Below are 18,362 nucleotides of genomic sequence, written 5' to 3' on the forward strand. Positions count from 1 at the left end.
TGTAAGACATCAAGAGAAGCAAGAGCGAGTAGAGCAGCAGCAATTGGCGCTGGACTAAACAAAGGCCCCCTTTTAGGGGGCTCACACAAAGCCACCTTCTTTAGAAGGTGGTAATTTACTTTGTCAGGTTTTCCAACCTTGTGGAATGCTTTGGTGAATGCAGTCTAAAAGTACGGATAAGCGCAGTGGTGGTCGTCCTGCTGGTGTATAGCAGTTAATGGAAATAGGCTCAGAAAGCCAACCTTCTAAGCAAGGTGTGATTCGCCCTGGGTGATGTTTCTCATAGCCGCATGCTGTCCAAGTCGGCAGCAGTCCAATACCATGACCATTCGCGATACTGTCTATTTGCATTGCTATGTTGTCGCTGTATAAGCGACTAACAAAGGGTTCTAAAAAGAACTCACCGTGTTGAGGGTGTGCTAGCATCAATCCATTTTCCTGCACTGAACCAAAATCGATCCATGGATGTGCTTCAAGTTCTTTGGGGTGCGGTATAGGCCCATGTTGTTTTAGATAATTTGGAGAGGCAAAAGGCGTATAGCGAAATACCCCCAGCACTTCTTTTCGCCAGTCTAGCTCTTTACGTTCGCCGAGCCAGATGAACAAATCTGGGTCATGGTGCGCTTCAGAAAAGTCACTGGTAAGTTGAACCCTAACGTCAGGATTATCAGCAAGAAAACGATTGAGTACGCCGCCGAGCCAGCTTCTAACTAAGGCGGTGTGACAAACAATATGCAGTGGTCCTGAAACTTGGTTCGTTAAACCTTGAAGTGCATCATAACTCTCTTCACTTAACTCAAGAATCTGGCGGCTGTAGTGGGCAAAGATTTCTCCAGCTCTTGTCAGAACTAATCGATTACCTTGTCTAGCGGTTAGAGCCTGACCGAAGTCTTCTTCTAATTGTGCCAAGCGACGACTTAGCGTTGATTTTGGCTGATTAAGGGCTTTAGCAGCAGCTGTCAAACTTTTATGCTGATTGAGCGCATCAAAGGCTCTAATTGATGCTAAGTCGTGCATATTTCTTTTACTCCTTACTGCGTTATGTACGAGTTCCATAAATGGAAAGAACCGTTCCATAACTCTCACTATGCATCTCATTCTATTTGTGAATAATTCACTTTCGAAAATAATAATCATTATCAATTATGGAGATGTAGATGTCTACTCTTAGACTGCCAGTTATTACCGCAACTGGTATTTTAGCCTTCGTCAGTGTCCCTCATGTTTTTGCCAATGATGCAGTTTCTAAAATGGAAACAGTGGTTGTAACTGCATCAAGCTACGAGCAATCTCAAGCGGACGCGCCTGCAAGTATTAGTGTTATTTCACGTGAGGAGTTGGACTCCCGTTATTACCGCGATGTGACTGATGCACTAAAAAGTGTGCCAGGTGTTGTCGTGACAGGTGGTGGTGATACCACCGACATTAGTATCCGTGGTATGGGTTCTAAATACACTTTGATACTGGTCGACGGTAAACGTCAAAGCACGCGTGAAACTCGTCCAAATAGTGACGGTCCTGGTATCGAACAAGGTTGGTTACCTCCTCTTCAAGCGATTGAGCGAATCGAAGTTATTCGTGGCCCAATGTCGACGCTTTACGGTTCTGATGCGATTGGTGGTGTGATTAACGTCATCACACGAAAAGATGCGCTAGAGTGGACAGGTAATGTTCAACTGGGCACGGTACTACAAGAGAATAGCCGCTCAGGGGGAGAGCAGAGCGCGAACTTTTTCGTTAATGGTCCGTTGGCTGAAAATTTATCTCTCCAAGTATATGGTCAGTACACAACCAGAGAAGAAGATGACATCGAATACGGTTATGAAGATAAAGATATGCAGAGTATCTCTTCAAAACTGACTTACCAGATTAATGAGCGCCATTCGGTGCAATTAGAAGGTGGCACGTCGGCACAAAGTCGTCGTGGTAATGTGGGCCTTTCAGTGCCGACCACTGGGTGTCGTGGTGGGTGTGAAGACTCACTGAATGAATATCGTCGTAATTACGTAACGGTAAGCCACAACGGTGATTGGGATTCGATTGGCATTTCAGATACTTACTTACAGCGAGAAGAGAGCGAGAACAAATCTCGTGAGATGACGATCACCAACACCACGTTCAAATCGAGCTTGGTGACTGGTATCGGAAACCATACGTTGACGACGGGTGTGGACGCCACTCATGCAGAGCTTGAGGATTTCACCTCCAACAAAGCGTCAACGAAGACTGAAACATCGAATACGCAGTGGGCTGTTTTCATTGAAGATGAATGGAGAATCGCTGATCCGTTTAGCGTTACGCTTGGTGGTCGTCTAGATCATGACGAAAACTATGGCGCGCACTTTAGTCCGCGTGTTTACGGTGTATGGCGAGTTGATCCGTCTTGGACGGTGAAAGGCGGTGTGGCAACAGGTTTCCGTTCTCCACAATTACGTGAAATTACTCCTGGCTGGGCGCAAGTCAGTGGTGGCGGTAATATCTACGGTAACCCAGATCTTGACCCTGAAACGTCGCTAAACAAAGAAATCAGCGTCTTGTATCAAGGTGATTCTGGCTTAGATGTCTCTTTGACAGCGTTCCATAACGAATTCAAAGACAAGATCACACGTGTTGTTTGTCCAGACACTATCTGTACTGATGGTCCAAACCAATGGGGCGCAGATCCAACGTACCGTATTAACGTGGATGAAGCCGTCACACAAGGTATTGAAGCGACCTTAGCATCGCCGTTAACGGAAACCATTTACCTTAGCTCGAGCTACACATTTACCGACTCAGAGCAAAAAACAGGTGAATACAAAGGTATGCCGCTGCAGCAGTTACCAAAGCATCTGTTTAATGTGGATGTGACTTGGCAAACGACAACAGATCTAGAGAGCTGGGCGAAAGTCACGTACCGAGGTAAAGAAATGGATCCGGTTACTGGCCCATCAAGAAACAGTATTGTAGAACCAGCTTATACCTTTGTGGACGCCGGTGTGACATACCAGTTAACCGACAATACTCGTATTAAAGGCGCTATCTATAACTTGCTAGACGAGGAAATCAGTTACGAAGAATACGGATATATTGAAGATGGTCGTCGCTACTGGTTAGGTTTAGACGTCGCATTTTAATTATCTATCGTTGTAATAAGGTCGAGCATAGTCTCGACCTTTTTTAATCCTGCTTTACTGTGATTCAACAGGTGCGTTTGTCAGCCTGATCAGGTAGTATCTGTGACACGAAATTTTTGGTAGGGCGAAGGATAAATGCTAAAGGTTGCGATCAATGGATTTGGACGTATAGGTCGTAATGTTCTGCGAGCGGTGTATGAAAGCGGAAAACACCAGCAGATCAAGGTTGTGGCGGTTAACGAACTAGCACAGCCAGAGGCGATGGCACACCTACTGCAATATGACACCAGTCATGGTCGCTTTGGTAAAAAAATTTCCCATGACCAAGAACATTTGCATGTTCATCATGACAGCGGTGAATATGATTCCATTCGCATTCTCCACCTCTCCGAAATCGAATTACTTCCTTGGCGTGATTTAGAAGTTGATATCGTCTTGGATTGCACTGGTGTATTTGGTTCGCAAGCGGATGGGCAAGCGCATATAGAAGCTGGCGCGAAGAAAGTACTGTTTTCGCACCCGGGCGCAAACGACCTAGATAATACGATTATCTATGGCGTGAACCACGAAACTCTGAAAGACGAGCACCGTGTTGTCTCCAATGGTTCTTGCACCACCAACTGTATCGTTCCCATCATTAAAGTATTAGACGAAGCCTTCGGCATAGAGTCTGGCACCATTACCACAATTCATTCGTCCATGAACGATCAACAAGTAATTGATGCGTATCATAACGACTTACGCCGTACCCGCGCTGCAAGCCAATCTATTATTCCGGTGGACACTAAGTTGCATAAGGGGATTGAAAGAATCTTCCCGAAATTTTCCAACAAATTCGAAGCGATTTCTGTTCGTGTTCCAACGGTTAACGTCACTGCAATGGATTTAAGTGTCACAATTAGTACAAATGTGAAAGTTAATGACGTAAATCAAACCATTGTTAACGCATCTCAGTGTACATTACGTAACATTGTTGACTATACTGAATCGCCACTCGTTTCCATCGACTTTAACCACGACCCCCATAGTGCGATTGTGGATGGAAGCCAGACTAGAGTGAGTAACGGGCAACTCGTAAAAATGCTCGTTTGGTGCGACAACGAATGGGGCTTTGCTAACCGGATGCTGGATACTGCCTTAGCAATGCAAACTTCTTCGCAAGTGGAACAGTAATGACGAAGAAGTGATGGAGAATTTTTATTTCAAGCCTTGAAATAAATCCATAATATCTCCATATCTATAACCAGTTTGAAGAATTAACAGGCTTGGCAGGGTTGCCGAGTTTTCAAAAACTTTAATTATTAAATATTTGAGAGGACACATCATGTCTGTAATCAAGATGACTGACCTGGATCTTGCAGGTAAACGTGTATTTATCCGTGCTGACCTAAACGTGCCAGTAAAAGACGGTAAAGTAACTTCGGATGCACGTATCATCGCATCTCTTCCAACTATTAAGCACTGCCTAGAAGCAGGCGCTAAAGTAATGGTTACGTCTCACCTAGGTCGCCCAACTGAAGGTGAATACGCTGAAGAGTTCTCTCTACAACCAGTTGTTAACTACCTAAACGACGCACTAGATTGCGAAGTGAAGCTAGCAAAAGACTACCTAGATGGCCTAGAGCTAAATGCGGGTGAACTTGTTGTTCTTGAAAACGTTCGCTTCAACAAAGGCGAAAAGAAAAACGACGAAGAGCTATCTAAGAAATACGCAGCACTATGTGACGTATTCGTAATGGACGCATTCGGTACGGCTCACCGTGCTCAAGCATCTACTCACGGCGTTGGTATGCACGCAGACGTAGCATGTGCTGGTCCTCTACTAGCGAACGAACTAGAAGCGCTAGGCAAAGCAATGGACAAGCCAGCTCGTCCAATGGTTGCTATCGTAGGTGGTTCAAAAGTTTCTACTAAGCTAACGGTTCTTGAGTCTCTATCTAAAATCGCTGACCAACTCGTTGTTGGTGGTGGTATTGCTAACACATTCATCGCAGCTGCTGGCCACAACGTTGGTAAGTCTCTATACGAAGCAGACCTAGTTGAAACAGCTAAGAAGCTAATGGACGAGTGTGCAATTCCAGTAGCAACTGACGTTGCATGTGCGAAAGCATTTGACGAGAACGCAGAAGCTGAAATCAAGCACGTTTCTGAAGTACAAGACGACGACATGATCTTCGACCTTGGTCCAGATTCAACTGCTGAACTAGCTGAAATCCTTAAAAACGCTAAGACTATCCTATGGAATGGTCCAGTAGGCGTATTCGAATTCAAGAACTTCGAAGCTGGTACTAAAGGTATCTCTGAAGCTATCGCAGCTTCTGAAGGCTTCTCTGTTGCTGGTGGTGGTGACACGCTAGCGGCTATCGACAAGTTCGGTATCAAAGCGGATGTATCTTACATCTCTACTGGCGGCGGCGCTTTCCTTGAGTTCGTAGAAGGTAAAGTTCTTCCAGCAGTAGAAATGCTAGAAGCACGCGCTAAGTAATTAAAGCAAAGCGGGGGAGTGATTCTCCCGCTTTCTTGTTTGCTGCAACGTGTGAGGAACTCTGCTAGAATAGCCTCAGTTGTGAGCAAACGTTTGCAAGATTTTCAACTTAACAAGTTTTGTTTAAAAACGACAGATAAATAGGATTACATCCATGTCTAAGATCTTCGACTTCGTAAAACCAGGTGTTATCTCTGGCGATGACGTTCAGAAAGTATTTGAAGTTGCAAAAGAAAACAGCTTTGCACTTCCAGCAGTAAACTGTGTGGGTACTGACTCTGTAAACGCAGTACTTGAAGCAGCTGCAAAAGTTAAAGCTCCAGTTATCGTTCAGTTCTCTAACGGTGGCGCTGCTTTCTTTGCTGGTAAAGGTCTAAAACTTGAAGGTCAAGAAGCTCAAATCCTAGGTGCTGTTGCTGGTGCGAAATACGTTCACGCTGTAGCTGAAGCTTACGGTGTTCCAGTAATCCTACACACTGACCACGCAGCTAAGAAACTACTTCCTTGGATCGACGGTCTACTAGACGCTGGTGAAGAGTACTTCGCGCAAACTGGTAAGCCACTGTTCTCTTCTCACATGATCGACCTTTCTGAAGAGTCTCTAGAAGAGAACATCGAAATTTCTGCTAAGTACCTAGAGCGCATGGCTAAAATGAACATGACTCTAGAAATCGAACTAGGTTGTACTGGTGGTGAAGAAGACGGCGTTGACAACTCTGATATGGATGCGTCTGAGCTATACACTTCTCCAGAAGACGTTGCATACGCATACGAGAAACTAAGCGCAATCAGCCACCGTTTCACTATCGCAGCATCTTTCGGTAACGTACACGGCGTATACAAGCCAGGTAACGTTGTACTAACTCCAACTATCCTACGTGATTCTCAAGCGCACGTTTCTGAGAAATTCGGTCTTCCAGCGAACTCTCTAAACTTCGTATTCCACGGCGGTTCAGGTTCTTCTCTAGAAGAAATCCGTGAATCTATCGGCTACGGTGTGATCAAAATGAACATCGATACTGATACACAGTGGGCTACTTGGGATGGTATCCGTAAGTTCGAAGCTGAAAACCACGATTACCTACAAGGTCAGATCGGTAACCCAACTGGTGAAGATGCACCAAACAAGAAGTACTACGATCCACGCGTATGGCTACGTGCAGGCCAAGCTTCAATGGTTACTCGTCTAGAGCAAGCATTTGCTGACCTTAACGCAGTTGACGTACTATAATCGTTACTGATTAAGTTACTTAAAAGCCCGCTCTTTGAGCGGGTTTTTTTATGTCTATCATTTTCTTCCCCTCTGCTTTCTCCCGGTATTTTTATGCGTTAGGTTGTATTTGCTAGTGAGATATCTCACCTTTAACGTTTTTTTAAAGAAAACATGGGAATATCAGTCTTAAGAGTGGCGAAATCAGAGTACATTGCGTAACCTGTAACAAGTCAGTGTCAGAAAGCTCTGATAAAGTCTTGTTTTGCATATCTTTGCGAAACTCTGACTTTGAAAAAAGTCAGAGTTGGGATATTGTGCCAAAAATCTGACACTGTTCAGTGGAGCAATAGGGATGTTGTTTTAGAAAAGAGCCTTTAAAAAACAAGGTTCATAAATTAACGGCAATTGGATTTATATCTCTTTATTTTTGAGGATAAGAATTATGGCAGGTGAATCGGTGGGTATCGATACCACTTTAACGGATGGTCTAACTCAGGCTGAAACTTGGCTGACAAACAATTCAGATCTACTGGTTCAGTACGGTGTGAACATTATCTCTGCGCTGCTTATTCTGTTTATCGGTAATCTTATCGTTAAGGCAGTCGCTGGTAGTGTTTCTAAAGTACTAGAAAAGAAAAACATGGATAAGGCCGTCGTTGAATTTATTCACGGTCTTGTTCGTTACTTGCTATTTGTAATCGTGCTAATCGCGGCTCTTGGTCGATTAGGAGTTCAAACCGCTTCTGTTGTTGCTGTGATTGGTGCGGCAGGTCTTGCTGTTGGTCTTGCACTACAAGGTTCACTATCAAACTTTGCAGCAGGCGTACTTATTGTTGCGTTCCGCCCATTCAAATCAGGCGACTACGTAGAAATCGGTGGTGTAGCGGGTAGTGTTGAAGCAATTCAAATCTTCCAAACCGTTCTAAAAACACCAGACAACAAAATGGTTGTTGTGCCTAACTCTTCAGTTATCGGCGGTGCCATTACTAACTACTCTCGCCATGCGACACGACGTGTCGACCTAGTGATTGGTGTTTCATACAAAGCAGACCTTAAACTAACGAAGAAAGTGATTCGTGAGACGCTAGAGAAAGATCCACGTATCTTGAAAGACCCAGATATCACAATTGGTGTACTTACGTTAGCAGACTCTTCAGTTAACTTTGTGGTTCGTCCATGGGTGAAAACTGCAGATTACTGGGGCGTATACTTTGATGCAATGCAAGGTATTAAAGAAGCATTGGATGAAAATGGTATCGAGATTCCATTCCCACAAATGGATGTTCACCTGAACAAAGTCGACGCTTAATCAAAAGCAGTCGATATTCAAAAGCGAGGCCAATAGGCCTCGCTTTTTTATACTTCGTAAAGGGTGTGATGACCAGCAAGTAAGAGGCGTTTTAGATGTTTACCTGCAAATCCAAATGTGAACTCAGGTAAGCCAGGCGTATAGAGCAACTCTTGATGTTGATAGAGATTGGTATCAACAATGATAGTGATGTATTCCGGTAAGCCTATTGGGCAAACCGCGCCGGGTACGCAACCTAACACTTCGACCATTTCATCGTCATTACAAATAGAGGGACGTTTACCTGTAATCGCTTTAATCTGCTTGGCATCGAGGCGCGAGTCCTTATCTGTCAGATAAACCGCGTAACCTTGTCCTTTGAGTGTTAAAAAGAGGCTTTTGGTATGCGTACCCGTCCAACCAAGCTCTCTCGCAATACGTATATCTGTCTCAAAGTCTAAGATGGCTTCGTGCTGCCATTCCCGAAAAGGAATAGAGAGCGCGTTGAATCGCTCTCTATTGTTGTTATAAATACGTTTTAGTGACTCCATGTCTTTGCTGCCTTACTACCTGGTGATTACCAATACTTATCAATAAGCTCACTCGCTAAGATATACGCGATTGTGAACATCATCATTGCGATTGCAATGTCGATGGTTTTTTTCACTTTTGGTTGAGAGAGTGTTGGACCTAGTTTGGCTGCTCCTATCGATAAAGTGTAGAACCAAACAAAGGAAGCCATAATCGTACCTAGTGCAAAAGCAATGCGATCATGGCCTTCAAATTGTCCACCGATCGAACCTAGAATAACGACTGTATCTAAATATAAGTGCGGATTAAGCACAGTGACAGCTAACGCACCTAGAATAACCGTTCGACGACCTCGAGCTACAATCTCCCCTTTTGATTCCGATTCACTCTCTGGCTTAAAAGCACTTTTTAGTGAGAGCAGTCCATAGAAGCTCAAGAAAGCAATACCACCAAGTGTCACCGACGTCAGTAAGATTTCATTTTGAGACAGAATTGCACCACCACCAAAAATACCTAGAGAGATGAAAATCATATCTAGCACGCTACAAATAGTGGCGGTTGTTAGGTGGTGGTTACGCTTTATGCCTTGATTCAAAACATACGCATTTTGCGCGCCGATCGGAATGATCATTGATGCTCCTAAACCAAAACCTTGCAATAGAACCCACAAGCTCACACTTCACCTCACTTCAAAATAACAAATACATTTACAGAAAAGGGAAAGATAAAGCGTTTATCTAAATAAGTATAATTAATGATTTTAATCTTACATTAGATAGACTAATTTAACGGGAGGCGTTTGATCAAGAGTGAGAGGAAAGGTATGCGAGGGTTAGATTACAAATGGATTGAGGCATTAGACGCTATAGTTTATCAGGGTAGCTTTGAGCGTGCTGCCGAGCATTTATTTGTTTCTCAATCCGCCATTTCTCAACGTATCAAGCAGTTAGAGAAGTTTCTCGCGCAGCCTGTTTTAATTCGAAGCCAGCCACCTAAGCCAACGCCAATTGGTAAAAAATTGTTGGGTCTTTATCGGCGAGTACGCTTGCTAGAGCATGAAATTCTCCCCGAACTAAAGAATGATACCAGTACGCGACCTGTGCAACTCTCTTTAGCGACTAATGCAGATAGCCTTGCAACATGGCTACTGCCAGCGCTGCAAAATGTTATGAAGCAGCGTCAAGTTGAACTAAAACTGACTATCTATGGTGAATACCGCTCTATTGAAAAACTCAAAAGTGGCGAAGTGACAGGAGCGATCAGCTTGGAGTCCCAGCCAATCCCCGGATGCAGAGCAGACTATTTAGGTCGCATCGATTATGTTTGTGTCGCGAGCCCAGAGTTCTATCAGCGTTATTTTTCTAAAGGCGTAAATAATCAGACATTGGCAAAAGCACCGGCCGTTTCATATGACCAATATGATGATCTACATAAAACATTTCTTACCGAGCATTTTAACGTCAATCCTGACAGCGTTATTCATCACAACATCAGTAGTTCTGAAGCGTTTCTAAAAGTGGCGTTAGCTGGTGTTGCTTATTGCTTGATCCCCCGCTTGCAAATTACCGACGAATTAGACAGAGGTGTGTTGGTTGATGTGACTCCAGGTTTTTTAATGTCCCATCGGATTTATTGGCACCACTGGCAGTTAGAAACTGGGGTATTACAAGAAATCTCACACGCGATAGTGGGGTATGCGCAGCAGCATCTACCTCAATAAGTTTGTCAGAGCTGCCTATCGTTAACTTAAGTATGTTTTGTTTAAAAATTACGCCAATGTTACATAGTCAAAGTTGTGTTAGAAGTCACTATGGGTGCTTGGATAATCGGCGGAAGTTTCTATTATGAAACCACACGCTTTCTCAGCCATGATAGTGATGTTGGAATCTGAGATTAAGTACTTAATTTTGTATGGATGGATTTATTGAATGAAATTGTATTCATTTTTGCTGGCTTCAGCACTCAGCCTTACCAGTGCTTCAGTTTTGGCGAATACGCCAGAGTTTGCTCATGTTACGACAACGGGGTATGGCGAAGTGACGGCCACACCTGATATGGCTACGTTTTCTGTAAAAGTAGTCGATACGACAATGACGGCTGAACAAGCGAAATTGTCCGTAGATAAAACCGTTGAAGAGTTTCTAAAAAGCTTATCGGATGCCGGCTTGTCAAAAGACAATATTACTAGCTCGAATTTATACCTTGCTCCTCAGTACCATTACCCTAAATCAGGGAAAGCAGAACTTGTTGGGTATCGAGCATCTCGCAGTATTGATGTCACGGTGACGGATCTGAAAAACCTTAACCAATACCTAGATATGGCGTTAGAAGCGGGAATTAATCAGGTTGATAATATTCAACTTAAGGTAAGCAACCAAGCCGAGTATCAGCAAAAGGCACGAATGGCTGCGATTAAGGACGCAAGAGAAAAAGCAGGGTCATTAGCGACTGGTTTTGAGAAAAAGTTGGGCGATGTATGGCAGATCAATTACAGACAGATGCACGTTCAGCCTGTGTTAATGCGTTCAATGGCGATGGATAGTAAAGAAGGAGCGAATAGCTACCAAGATTCAACTATGATCATTCGCGATCAAGTCGATGTCATTTATAAGCTAAAGTAAGGCTTAGCAAACAGTAAAAAGCAAAAGGCAGGGAGTCATAACCCCTGCCTTTGTCGTTTCTGTTTCACTGTTTAGTGAAGGATACGGGCACGGATTGTGCCTTCAATGTTTTTGAGCTTTGTTAGAGCTTCTTCTGAGCGCTCAGTTTCAACGTCGATCACTACGTAGCCTATTTCAGCGGCTGTTTGTAGGTACTGCGCGGCAATGTTAATGCCTTCTTCAGCAAAGATGGTGTTGATCTGAGTTAGGATACCAGGACGGTTCTTGTGGATATGAAGCAGACGAGAGCACTCACCACTGTGTTCTGGTAATGACACTTCAGGGAAGTTTACGCTTGAAAGTGTCGATCCGTTATCAGAGTACTTAGCCAGTTTACCCGCCACTTCTAAGCCGATATTTTCTTGTGCTTCTTGTGTTGAACCACCAACGTGTGGAGTGAGGATGACGTTATCGAATTTTTGTAAAGGAGACTCGAACGGGTCAGCATTCGTTTTTGGTTCAGTTGGGAATACATCAATTGCAGCGCCGGCAAGGTGACCAGCTTCTAAGCTATGGCAAAGTGCAGGAATATCCACAACGGTGCCACGTGCCGCGTTGATAAAGATGGAACCTGGTTTCATTCGAGCAAATTCAGCTTCACCCATCATGTTTTTCGTTTCCGGTGTTTCGGGAACGTGCAAAGAAATCACATCACATTTGTTCAATAGTTCACTCATGGTATGTACTTGCGTCGCATTACCAAGGGACAGTTTGTTCTCAATATCGTAGTAGTAAACGCGCATACCTAAGTTTTCGGCAATAATACCAAGCTGAGTACCAATGTGACCGTATCCGATAATGCCAAGGCACTTACCACGAGCTTCGTAAGAGTTGTCTGCACTTTTCTTCCAAATACCGCGATGTGCAAGTGCATTCTTTTCAGGAATACCACGCACTAGTAAAAGGATTTGCCCAAGTACAAGCTCTGCCACGCTTCGAGTGTTAGAGAATGGTGCATTAAAGACAGGAATACCGCGTTTTGCTGCTGCGTCTAGGTTTACTTGGTTAGTACCAATACAAAAACAGCCAATTGCAACCAGCTTGTTCGCCGCATTTATTACCTCTTCGGATAGGTTCGTACGGGAGCGGATACCAATGAAGTGTACGTCTTTTACCGCTTCAATTAGTTCTTCTTCCGGAAGGGAACCTTTATGGTATTCAATGTTGGTATAACCAGCTGCTTGAAGAACTTCAACTGAAGAAGGGTGGAGTCCCTCTAACAAGAGGATCTTAATCTTTTCTTTTTCCAGTGAAACTTTGGCCATTTTTTCTCGTCCTTAAAATGGAAAGGTGGGCTAATGTGGCGCACATTGGGCAAAACTATTAAAAAGGGGATAATTAACAGTTTTGTAGGAAGACAAACGTTTCCCTGTGCGTCTTCTGTTCAATAAAGTAACAAAAAAAAATTGCTTTGGGTAAGAAAATTACGGAATAAGAGATAATTTTCTTATAGAAAGGAATAAAAAACGGTGCCTTTCAGCACCGTATGTAATGAAATAACAGAAAAGTGAACCAGATAGGTTCATTTTGGGCTGTTATTTACTCTTCAATTTTTGCACCTTCTGGTGTGCCAGTGATCACTACGTCTGCACCACGATGAGCGAAAAGACCCACAGTCACCACACCAGCGATGCCGTTTATTTTGTCTTCCATTTCTTTCGGGTTGGTAATTTGCATATTGTGCACATCCAGAATCACGTTGCCGTTGTCAGTCACAACGCCTTCACGGTAAGCTGGATCACCACCTAGTTTTACCAATTCACGAGCCACGTAAGAGCGTGCCATTGGGATTACTTCAACAGGCAATGGGAACTGGCCAAGTACGTCAACTGCTTTAGTGCCGTCAACGATACATACGAACTTATCAGAGATTGCTGCGACAATTTTCTCACGAGTCAGAGCCGCGCCGCCGCCTTTGATCATTTCACGTGCTGGGTTGATCTCATCTGCGCCATCAACATACACATCCAGCTTCATTACATCGTTACACTCGTATACTTCAATACCAAGCTCTTTAAGGCGCTCAGTTGAAGCGACAGAGCTAGACACTGCACCTTTAATATCATCTTTGATAGTGCCTAGTGCATCGATGAAGTGATTCACGGTAGAGCCAGTACCAACACCGACAATGCTGCCTTTCTCAACATATTTTAGTGCTGCCCAACCAGCCGCTTTTTTCATTTCATCTTGAGTCATGCCAATCTCCTGAATAGATGTTCGTTAACGTTTGCGGGCGTGATTATAGCGGCTTACTTGTCACTTTCCCATTGCCATATTTGGCTTGGGGTCACGATCTTAGGTAATGGAATATCCCAGCTTTCAATTGGTAAGCGTTCTACATGTTGGCAGTCATGAGCGATACCGACAGGTTTAGCACCCTCTCCAGTTATAAACCAACGTGACAGAGTACGATCGTAGTACCCTCCGCCCATGCCTAAGCGGTGTCCGATACTGTCGAACCCAACTAAAGGCGTGCAGATTAAATCAAGCTGGCGAACGGGTTTGAGGTGTCTGATATCGAGCTTGGGCTCTAAGATGCCGTACTTGTTGTAGATGAGCTGTTCATCACTTATATACTGAAGAAACAGTAACTGACCTTTAGAAAAGGGATGGATGACGGGCAGATAAACCGATTTTCCCTGTTGCCATAACCATTCAATGAGCGGTTTAGTATCAAGCTCACCGTCTGCAGAAAGGTAGATGGCAATATGTTGCGCCTGATCGATTTCAGGAAGTTGGGAAAATTGAGTAATAAGGTCGATTCCCGCTTGGTATTGCGTATCACTGCACAGAGCGTTGCGCTTTTCACGAATCAGTTTGCGGAAGTCTTGTCGAGAGAGGTCTGACATAGAGAGAATACCCCAGGGTGCCGTTGAGGATTGTGGCCCTTGAACCAGCTGGTTCAAGGCGGATCAGCAATGACAACCGTAGGCTTCTCGGTGCATGCCGAGCTTGCTCAATAGTTACCAAATACTAACCCTTAGGTATTGCTTATCGGCTCAGGGACTTAAATCCTGCTGACGCACACCCCAGGGTAAATTTTGTATTTACTGCTGTCCTTGCGTAACTTTGCTTAGTGCGTTCTCTAAAGACGCGGTGAGCTTTTCCATTCGCTCAGTAATTTCTTGCTGTTGACCATTGGATTCGTATGACTTGGTGTGCAACTCATAGCAAATATTCAATGCAGCAAAGGTCAGCAGTTGGATTTCATTGGTTACCTTAGTACGTTCGCTCATTTCTTTCAATCGGCGATCCAGATCTTTTGCCGCTGCAACAAGAGACTCTTCTTGTCCTGTCGGACAATTCACTCGTGTAAGTTTGCCTAATATTTCAACGTCGATCGCTTGATTGCTCATGATGAATAAACTCTATATTCGCGCTATCTAAGGTGTTGCTTCATACAACTACCGAGGAGCAAACTATAGGAAAACCGCTATTAAGATTCAAGCATTTCCCATCACAGAAAGAGAAATGATGACGAGATCACACAGGAATTGGGCAAATTGAACAAATGCTGTCCAAAATTGAATTTGATAGCCGTTTCAGACCACTAACCTTGATGGTAGGATATACCAATACATTATTACGCAAGAATGAGCCAAGTTATGAGTGAAATCACCCTTCCTGAATACCAATCTATTGCTGCTGAACTGCAATCGGCAAGCCTGGCTGTGACACCGGCGGAGTTACATGGCTTATTTGTTGGCATGTTAAGTGGTGGATTGGCGATCAATGATCAAACTTGGCAGCCGATTCTTTTTGACTACACCAATGATGGGATGGGGTGGCCCTCGACAGCACTCACTTTTGCTCAGAGCATATTCAACGCTACTGTTAATGAGCTTACTGGCACATCAATGGAGCTGTCTTTACTATTGCCAGATGAGCCGGGCGAAGAAGGCTTATTCGCATTAGCCGACAGTGTGTCCGACTTTGTAAACCACTTTATTTCTGGGCTAGGTCTAGCAGGCGTTGCGCTTAATAAAGCATCTGATGACGCTAAAGAAGCACTGGCTGACTTAGAAGAGATTGCCAAATTAGGCATTGATGAAGATGACGATCTTGGTGAACAAGCGCAATTGCTAGAGCAAGTGATTGAGCACATCAAAGCTTGCGTACTAACGATTCATGCTGAATTTGGTGTTCGTCCTGAAAGCAGCGACAAAAAACCTACTATTCACTAATCGTAGACCGTCCAGAGGTTAGTATGAAGCAATATGATGTAGTCATTGCTGGTGGTGCCATGGCTGGTGCAACGTTAGCATTGGCGATTGACCATTTGTCTCAGGGAAAGCTCCGCATTGCCGTCGTTGAGCCTTTTAAAGCACAATCAGATATGCACCCTGGTTTTGACTCTCGCTCAATCGCATTGTCTTACGGTACTGTCAATCTGTTGCGTCAACTACAGCTCTGGACGTCAGTAGAACCGTTTGTCACACCCATTGAACATATCCACGTTTCTGACCGTTCTCATGCTGGGATGACGGAGATTACCAAGCAAGAGGTTGGGGTGGGAGCTCTAGGGTATGTTGTAGAATTAGCCGATGTTGGGCGTATATATCAAGAATTATTAGACAGCAGCGAATCAATTACGCTGTTTTGTCCTGACTCGGTTACCGATATCGAGCGCGAGCAAAACTGTACCCATGTGACGTTGAAAAGTGGTGAGCAACTTGAAGCAAAACTGCTGGTGGCTGCAGATGGTGCTGTTTCGACCTGTTGTCAGAAAATTGGTCTAGAACTTTCTGAGCAAGATTTTGAACAAGTGGCTGTCATTGCCAATATTGTGACTCAAGAACCTCATCAAGGTAGAGCCTTTGAACGTTTTACTGAAAATGGCCCTGTTGCTTTATTGCCAATGAGTGACAATCGAATGTCCTTAGTTTGGTGTTTACACCCTGAAGAAGCCCAAGCCGTTCTTGAGTTATCTGATCAAGCATTTCTCCAGCGTTTACAGAACGATTTTGGTTGGCGTTTAGGCGCGATGAAAAAAGTGGGGCGCCGTGCAAGTTACCCATTGCTTCTTCGCCATCGAAAGCAAAATATTTCACATCGCTTTGCGATTGTTGGAAATGCGGCGCAAACGCTGCACCCGATAGCTGGACAAGGCTTTAATCTCGGTATTCGCGATGTAGTCTCACTAGCAGAAGAAATTGTGCAGCAAAGTGAGGATGTGGGTCTTTATCAAGGCCTGATGCGCTTTAGTCAACGTAGAGAAACAGATCGAAGCGAAACTATTTGGCTAACCAGTGCCTTGGTGCATGTTTTTTCAAATGATTTACCCGCGATGCGAATTGGCCGAAATACTGCCTTAGCAGCGATGGATAACCTTTCTATTTTTAAGCAGCCGCTACTACGCCATACACTTGGCTTGGTAAAACGATGAACGGCCGCACTGAATTAGGTAATAAAAAGCAATGATGCAAAGTGTAGATATCGCCATCATCGGCGGAGGGATGGTTGGGTTGGCACTTGCTGCCGCGTTCAAAGACAGTGATCTGCGTGTCGCCGTTATTGAAGGTAAAGTGCCAGATGATTCGTTGAAAGAATTGCCCGATGTTCGTGTGTCTGCGCTGAGCCGCTCTAGTGAGACGATTTTGCGTAAACTTGGTGCTTGGCAGGGCATAGAACAGCGCCGAGCTTCGCCTTACCATGGCATGGAAGTATGGGAACAAGATAGCTTTGCCAGCATTGAATTTAATGCACAAAGTATGGCACAACCTGATTTAGGGCATATTGTTGAGAATCGTGTGATTCAACTTGCGCTGCTTGAACAAGTCCAAAAGCTCGATAACGTCACTATGTTTATGCCTGCACGTTGCGCGACTCTCGCGGTCGGTGAGCAAGAAAGCTGGCTGACGCTCGATAATGGCCAAGCCATGACCGCTAAATTAGTGGTCGGAGCCGATGGGGCGAATTCGTGGCTTCGCCATCAAATGGATATTCCATTAACGCATTGGGACTATGGTCATCATGCTTTGGTCGCGAATGTCAAAACTGCCATGCCACACAACAGCATTGCGCGCCAGATATTTACTCCTCACGGACCGTTGGCATTTTTGCCAATGTCGCAACCAGATATGTGCTCTATTGTTTGGTCCACGGAGCCAAATCGAGCAGAGCAGTTAGTGGCGATGAGTGAACATGATTTCAATAAAGCGTTGACGAGTGAGTTTGATGCTCGACTTGGTCTATGTGAAGTAGTGGGAGAGCGTGCTGCGTTTCCTTTGAAAATGCGCTATGCGCGAGATTTTGTTGTCGAGCGAGTCGCGCTGGTTGGTGATGCGGCCCATACCATTCACCCATTAGCGGGGCAGGGTGTGAATTTAGGTTTATTAGATGCGGCCAGTCTTGCTCAAGAAGTATTAGCACTTTGGAAGCAGGGTCAAGATATCGGCAGTAAACGCAACCTAAGAAGCTACGAGCGTTGGCGAAAAGCGGAAGCGGCAAAGATGATCGCTACTATGCAAGGGTTTCGAGATTTGTTCTCTGGCGAGAACCCAGCTAAGAAGCTCGTTCGTGGCATTGGCTTAAGTTTAGCGGGGCAACTGCCGGGAGCGAAAGATGAGATCATGAAGCGCGCGCTTGGTTTAAAGGGACACTTGCCGGATCTGGCGCGTCAGTAAGTGCAAAGCGAACTTCAAATACACAAAAGGCTGGTTAATCCAGCCTTTGTTTTATCAACATTTTGCTAAGCATATGCGCATCGGAGTTTCATTATTTCTTGATTGATCTCTTTGACCGCTCGGAAATGGCGTTGCTCTGCTTTCTCCGGCAGTATTAACTTACCGTTATCAAACTCGAATCTACCGACCCCGTAAATATAAATTCTTCCTTTAAAAAGACGACTTATATGTTTAGCAATCATACTTGGTGTATAGCGCTTAAACAGTCTCATATTTACTTTCCTTTTATCTAACCTAGCCTAGGTATTCTACGTTCTGGACGCGAAAATTATTGTGACAGCAATAGTATTAAATACAGATGTAGGGTGTTGCGTCAGAGAATTGTGTTGTCTTAGACAATTTGACAGTGTCATCTCTTAAATAGCGTGAGGATTACCCCAAAA

18 protein-coding genes and 1 other RNA gene are annotated in these 18,362 nt (G+C 44.4%); 10 read left to right on the forward strand and 9 right to left on the reverse strand.

Annotated elements, in window-relative coordinates:
- Nucleotides 1-123: 123 nt before the first annotated feature.
- Nucleotides 124-1,017 carry a LysR family transcriptional regulator gene (locus NL626_RS12720; protein ID WP_017633561.1) on the reverse strand — a complete coding sequence of 298 codons (894 nt, stop codon included), beginning with the start codon at nt 1,015-1,017 and terminating at the stop codon, nt 124-126.
- Between the two features lie 140 nt (nt 1,018-1,157).
- On the opposite strand from NL626_RS12720, the gene NL626_RS12725 reads away from it, so the two are divergent.
- The 5 genes from NL626_RS12725 to mscS all read left to right on the forward strand — a co-directional run bounded on the left by NL626_RS12725 (nt 1,158) and on the right by mscS (nt 8,123).
- Nucleotides 1,158-3,116 (forward strand): ligand-gated channel protein, encoded by a 1,959-nt coding sequence (locus NL626_RS12725; RefSeq protein ID WP_239938371.1) that lies wholly within the window; start codon nt 1,158-1,160, stop codon nt 3,114-3,116.
- A gap of 135 nt (nt 3,117-3,251) precedes the next feature.
- Nucleotides 3,252-4,289, forward strand: a complete 1,038-nt coding sequence (gene epd, locus NL626_RS12730; RefSeq protein ID WP_253657423.1) for an erythrose-4-phosphate dehydrogenase — start codon at nt 3,252-3,254, stop codon at nt 4,287-4,289.
- A gap of 151 nt (nt 4,290-4,440) precedes the next feature.
- Entirely contained in the window at nt 4,441-5,601 is a 1,161-nt protein-coding gene (locus NL626_RS12735; protein ID WP_005384547.1) for a phosphoglycerate kinase, read from the forward strand.
- A gap of 154 nt (nt 5,602-5,755) precedes the next feature.
- Nucleotides 5,756-6,832, forward strand: a complete 1,077-nt coding sequence (fbaA, locus tag NL626_RS12740) for a class II fructose-bisphosphate aldolase (RefSeq protein ID WP_005380996.1) — start codon at nt 5,756-5,758, stop codon at nt 6,830-6,832.
- A 424-nt stretch (nt 6,833-7,256) separates the two neighbouring features.
- Nucleotides 7,257-8,123, forward strand: coding sequence for a small-conductance mechanosensitive channel MscS (mscS, locus tag NL626_RS12745; protein WP_005380995.1), 867 nt, complete (start codon nt 7,257-7,259; stop codon nt 8,121-8,123).
- A 47-nt stretch (nt 8,124-8,170) separates the two neighbouring features.
- On the opposite strand, the gene NL626_RS12750 is transcribed toward mscS, so the two are convergent.
- Nucleotides 8,171-8,653 (reverse strand): YbaK/EbsC family protein, encoded by a 483-nt coding sequence (locus NL626_RS12750; RefSeq protein ID WP_017633558.1) that lies wholly within the window; start codon nt 8,651-8,653, stop codon nt 8,171-8,173.
- Between the two features lie 26 nt (nt 8,654-8,679).
- Nucleotides 8,680-9,309 carry a LysE/ArgO family amino acid transporter gene (locus NL626_RS12755; protein WP_031780897.1) on the reverse strand — a complete coding sequence of 210 codons (630 nt, stop codon included), beginning with the start codon at nt 9,307-9,309 and terminating at the stop codon, nt 8,680-8,682.
- A 147-nt stretch (nt 9,310-9,456) separates the two neighbouring features.
- Between NL626_RS12755 and NL626_RS12760 the strand changes: the two genes are divergently transcribed.
- Both NL626_RS12760 and NL626_RS12765 read left to right on the forward strand, forming a co-directional pair.
- Nucleotides 9,457-10,353 (forward strand): LysR family transcriptional regulator ArgP, encoded by an 897-nt coding sequence (locus NL626_RS12760; protein ID WP_005380990.1) that lies wholly within the window; start codon nt 9,457-9,459, stop codon nt 10,351-10,353.
- Nucleotides 10,354-10,561: 208 nt separating this feature from the next.
- Complete coding sequence (locus NL626_RS12765; protein ID WP_005384550.1) at nt 10,562-11,254, forward strand: oxidative stress defense protein; 693 nt, start codon at nt 10,562-10,564, stop codon at nt 11,252-11,254.
- A 71-nt stretch (nt 11,255-11,325) separates the two neighbouring features.
- Here the strand turns inward: NL626_RS12765 and serA are convergent, their stop codons facing one another.
- The 5 genes from serA to NL626_RS12790 all read right to left on the reverse strand — a co-directional run bounded on the left by serA (nt 11,326) and on the right by NL626_RS12790 (nt 14,649).
- Nucleotides 11,326-12,558, reverse strand: a complete 1,233-nt coding sequence (gene serA, locus NL626_RS12770; RefSeq protein WP_005384551.1) for a phosphoglycerate dehydrogenase — start codon at nt 12,556-12,558, stop codon at nt 11,326-11,328.
- A gap of 274 nt (nt 12,559-12,832) precedes the next feature.
- Nucleotides 12,833-13,489, reverse strand: coding sequence for a ribose-5-phosphate isomerase RpiA (gene rpiA, locus NL626_RS12775; RefSeq protein WP_005380982.1), 657 nt, complete (start codon nt 13,487-13,489; stop codon nt 12,833-12,835).
- Between the two features lie 53 nt (nt 13,490-13,542).
- Nucleotides 13,543-14,142 (reverse strand): 5-formyltetrahydrofolate cyclo-ligase, encoded by a 600-nt coding sequence (locus NL626_RS12780; RefSeq protein ID WP_053350725.1) that lies wholly within the window; start codon nt 14,140-14,142, stop codon nt 13,543-13,545.
- A 5-nt stretch (nt 14,143-14,147) separates the two neighbouring features.
- A non-coding RNA gene (ssrS, locus tag NL626_RS12785) (6S RNA) lies at nt 14,148-14,332 on the reverse strand.
- An 8-nt stretch (nt 14,333-14,340) separates the two neighbouring features.
- On the reverse strand, nt 14,341-14,649 hold the full coding sequence (locus tag NL626_RS12790; RefSeq protein WP_005384553.1) for a cell division protein ZapA: 309 nt from the start codon (nt 14,647-14,649) through the stop codon (nt 14,341-14,343).
- Between the two features lie 249 nt (nt 14,650-14,898).
- Here NL626_RS12790 and NL626_RS12795 point away from each other — a divergent pair, with 249 nt between their 5' ends.
- The 3 genes from NL626_RS12795 to NL626_RS12805 are packed head-to-tail and all read left to right on the forward strand — an operon-like array spanning nt 14,899 to nt 17,919.
- Complete coding sequence (locus NL626_RS12795; protein WP_248486991.1) at nt 14,899-15,477, forward strand: YecA family protein; 579 nt, start codon at nt 14,899-14,901, stop codon at nt 15,475-15,477.
- Between the two features lie 23 nt (nt 15,478-15,500).
- A complete protein-coding gene (ubiH, locus tag NL626_RS12800) occupies nt 15,501-16,679 on the forward strand; it encodes a 2-octaprenyl-6-methoxyphenyl hydroxylase (protein WP_248486990.1) in 1,179 nt (392 codons plus the stop codon).
- 31 nt (nt 16,680-16,710) lie between these two features.
- Complete coding sequence (locus NL626_RS12805; protein WP_033907445.1) at nt 16,711-17,919, forward strand: FAD-dependent 2-octaprenylphenol hydroxylase; 1,209 nt, start codon at nt 16,711-16,713, stop codon at nt 17,917-17,919.
- Nucleotides 17,920-17,984: 65 nt separating this feature from the next.
- Here NL626_RS12805 and NL626_RS12810 read toward each other — a convergent pair whose 3' ends face one another.
- Complete coding sequence (locus NL626_RS12810; protein ID WP_005380970.1) at nt 17,985-18,191, reverse strand: DUF1107 domain-containing protein; 207 nt, start codon at nt 18,189-18,191, stop codon at nt 17,985-17,987.
- Between the last annotated feature and the right edge of the window lie 171 nt (nt 18,192-18,362).

It is taken from the genome of Vibrio sp. Y58_MX_L22 (assembly GCF_024181865.1).
Classification (GTDB): Bacteria; Pseudomonadota; Gammaproteobacteria; order Enterobacterales; family Vibrionaceae; genus Vibrio; species Vibrio alginolyticus.

What these genes read in the sequence shown, in the direction of transcription:
- NL626_RS12780 (WP_053350725.1), bottom strand. Translation starts at nt 14,142, where the DNA reads ATGTCAGACCTCTCTCGACAAGACTTCCGCAAACTGATTCGTGAAAAG.
- NL626_RS12720 (WP_017633561.1), bottom strand. Translation starts at nt 1,017, where the DNA reads ATGCACGACTTAGCATCAATTAGAGCCTTTGATGCGCTCAATCAGCAT.
- NL626_RS12735 (WP_005384547.1), top strand. Translation starts at nt 4,441, where the DNA reads ATGTCTGTAATCAAGATGACTGACCTGGATCTTGCAGGTAAACGTGTA.
- ubiH (WP_248486990.1), top strand. Translation starts at nt 15,501, where the DNA reads ATGAAGCAATATGATGTAGTCATTGCTGGTGGTGCCATGGCTGGTGCA.
- epd (WP_253657423.1), top strand. Translation starts at nt 3,252, where the DNA reads ATGCTAAAGGTTGCGATCAATGGATTTGGACGTATAGGTCGTAATGTT.
- NL626_RS12760 (WP_005380990.1), top strand. Translation starts at nt 9,457, where the DNA reads ATGCGAGGGTTAGATTACAAATGGATTGAGGCATTAGACGCTATAGTT.
- fbaA (WP_005380996.1), top strand. Translation starts at nt 5,756, where the DNA reads ATGTCTAAGATCTTCGACTTCGTAAAACCAGGTGTTATCTCTGGCGAT.
- NL626_RS12805 (WP_033907445.1), top strand. Translation starts at nt 16,711, where the DNA reads ATGATGCAAAGTGTAGATATCGCCATCATCGGCGGAGGGATGGTTGGG.
- serA (WP_005384551.1), bottom strand. Translation starts at nt 12,558, where the DNA reads ATGGCCAAAGTTTCACTGGAAAAAGAAAAGATTAAGATCCTCTTGTTA.
- NL626_RS12790 (WP_005384553.1), bottom strand. Translation starts at nt 14,649, where the DNA reads ATGAGCAATCAAGCGATCGACGTTGAAATATTAGGCAAACTTACACGA.
- NL626_RS12765 (WP_005384550.1), top strand. Translation starts at nt 10,562, where the DNA reads ATGAAATTGTATTCATTTTTGCTGGCTTCAGCACTCAGCCTTACCAGT.
- mscS (WP_005380995.1), top strand. Translation starts at nt 7,257, where the DNA reads ATGGCAGGTGAATCGGTGGGTATCGATACCACTTTAACGGATGGTCTA.
- NL626_RS12750 (WP_017633558.1), bottom strand. Translation starts at nt 8,653, where the DNA reads ATGGAGTCACTAAAACGTATTTATAACAACAATAGAGAGCGATTCAAC.
- NL626_RS12810 (WP_005380970.1), bottom strand. Translation starts at nt 18,191, where the DNA reads ATGAGACTGTTTAAGCGCTATACACCAAGTATGATTGCTAAACATATA.
- rpiA (WP_005380982.1), bottom strand. Translation starts at nt 13,489, where the DNA reads ATGACTCAAGATGAAATGAAAAAAGCGGCTGGTTGGGCAGCACTAAAA.
- NL626_RS12725 (WP_239938371.1), top strand. Translation starts at nt 1,158, where the DNA reads ATGTCTACTCTTAGACTGCCAGTTATTACCGCAACTGGTATTTTAGCC.
- NL626_RS12795 (WP_248486991.1), top strand. Translation starts at nt 14,899, where the DNA reads ATGAGTGAAATCACCCTTCCTGAATACCAATCTATTGCTGCTGAACTG.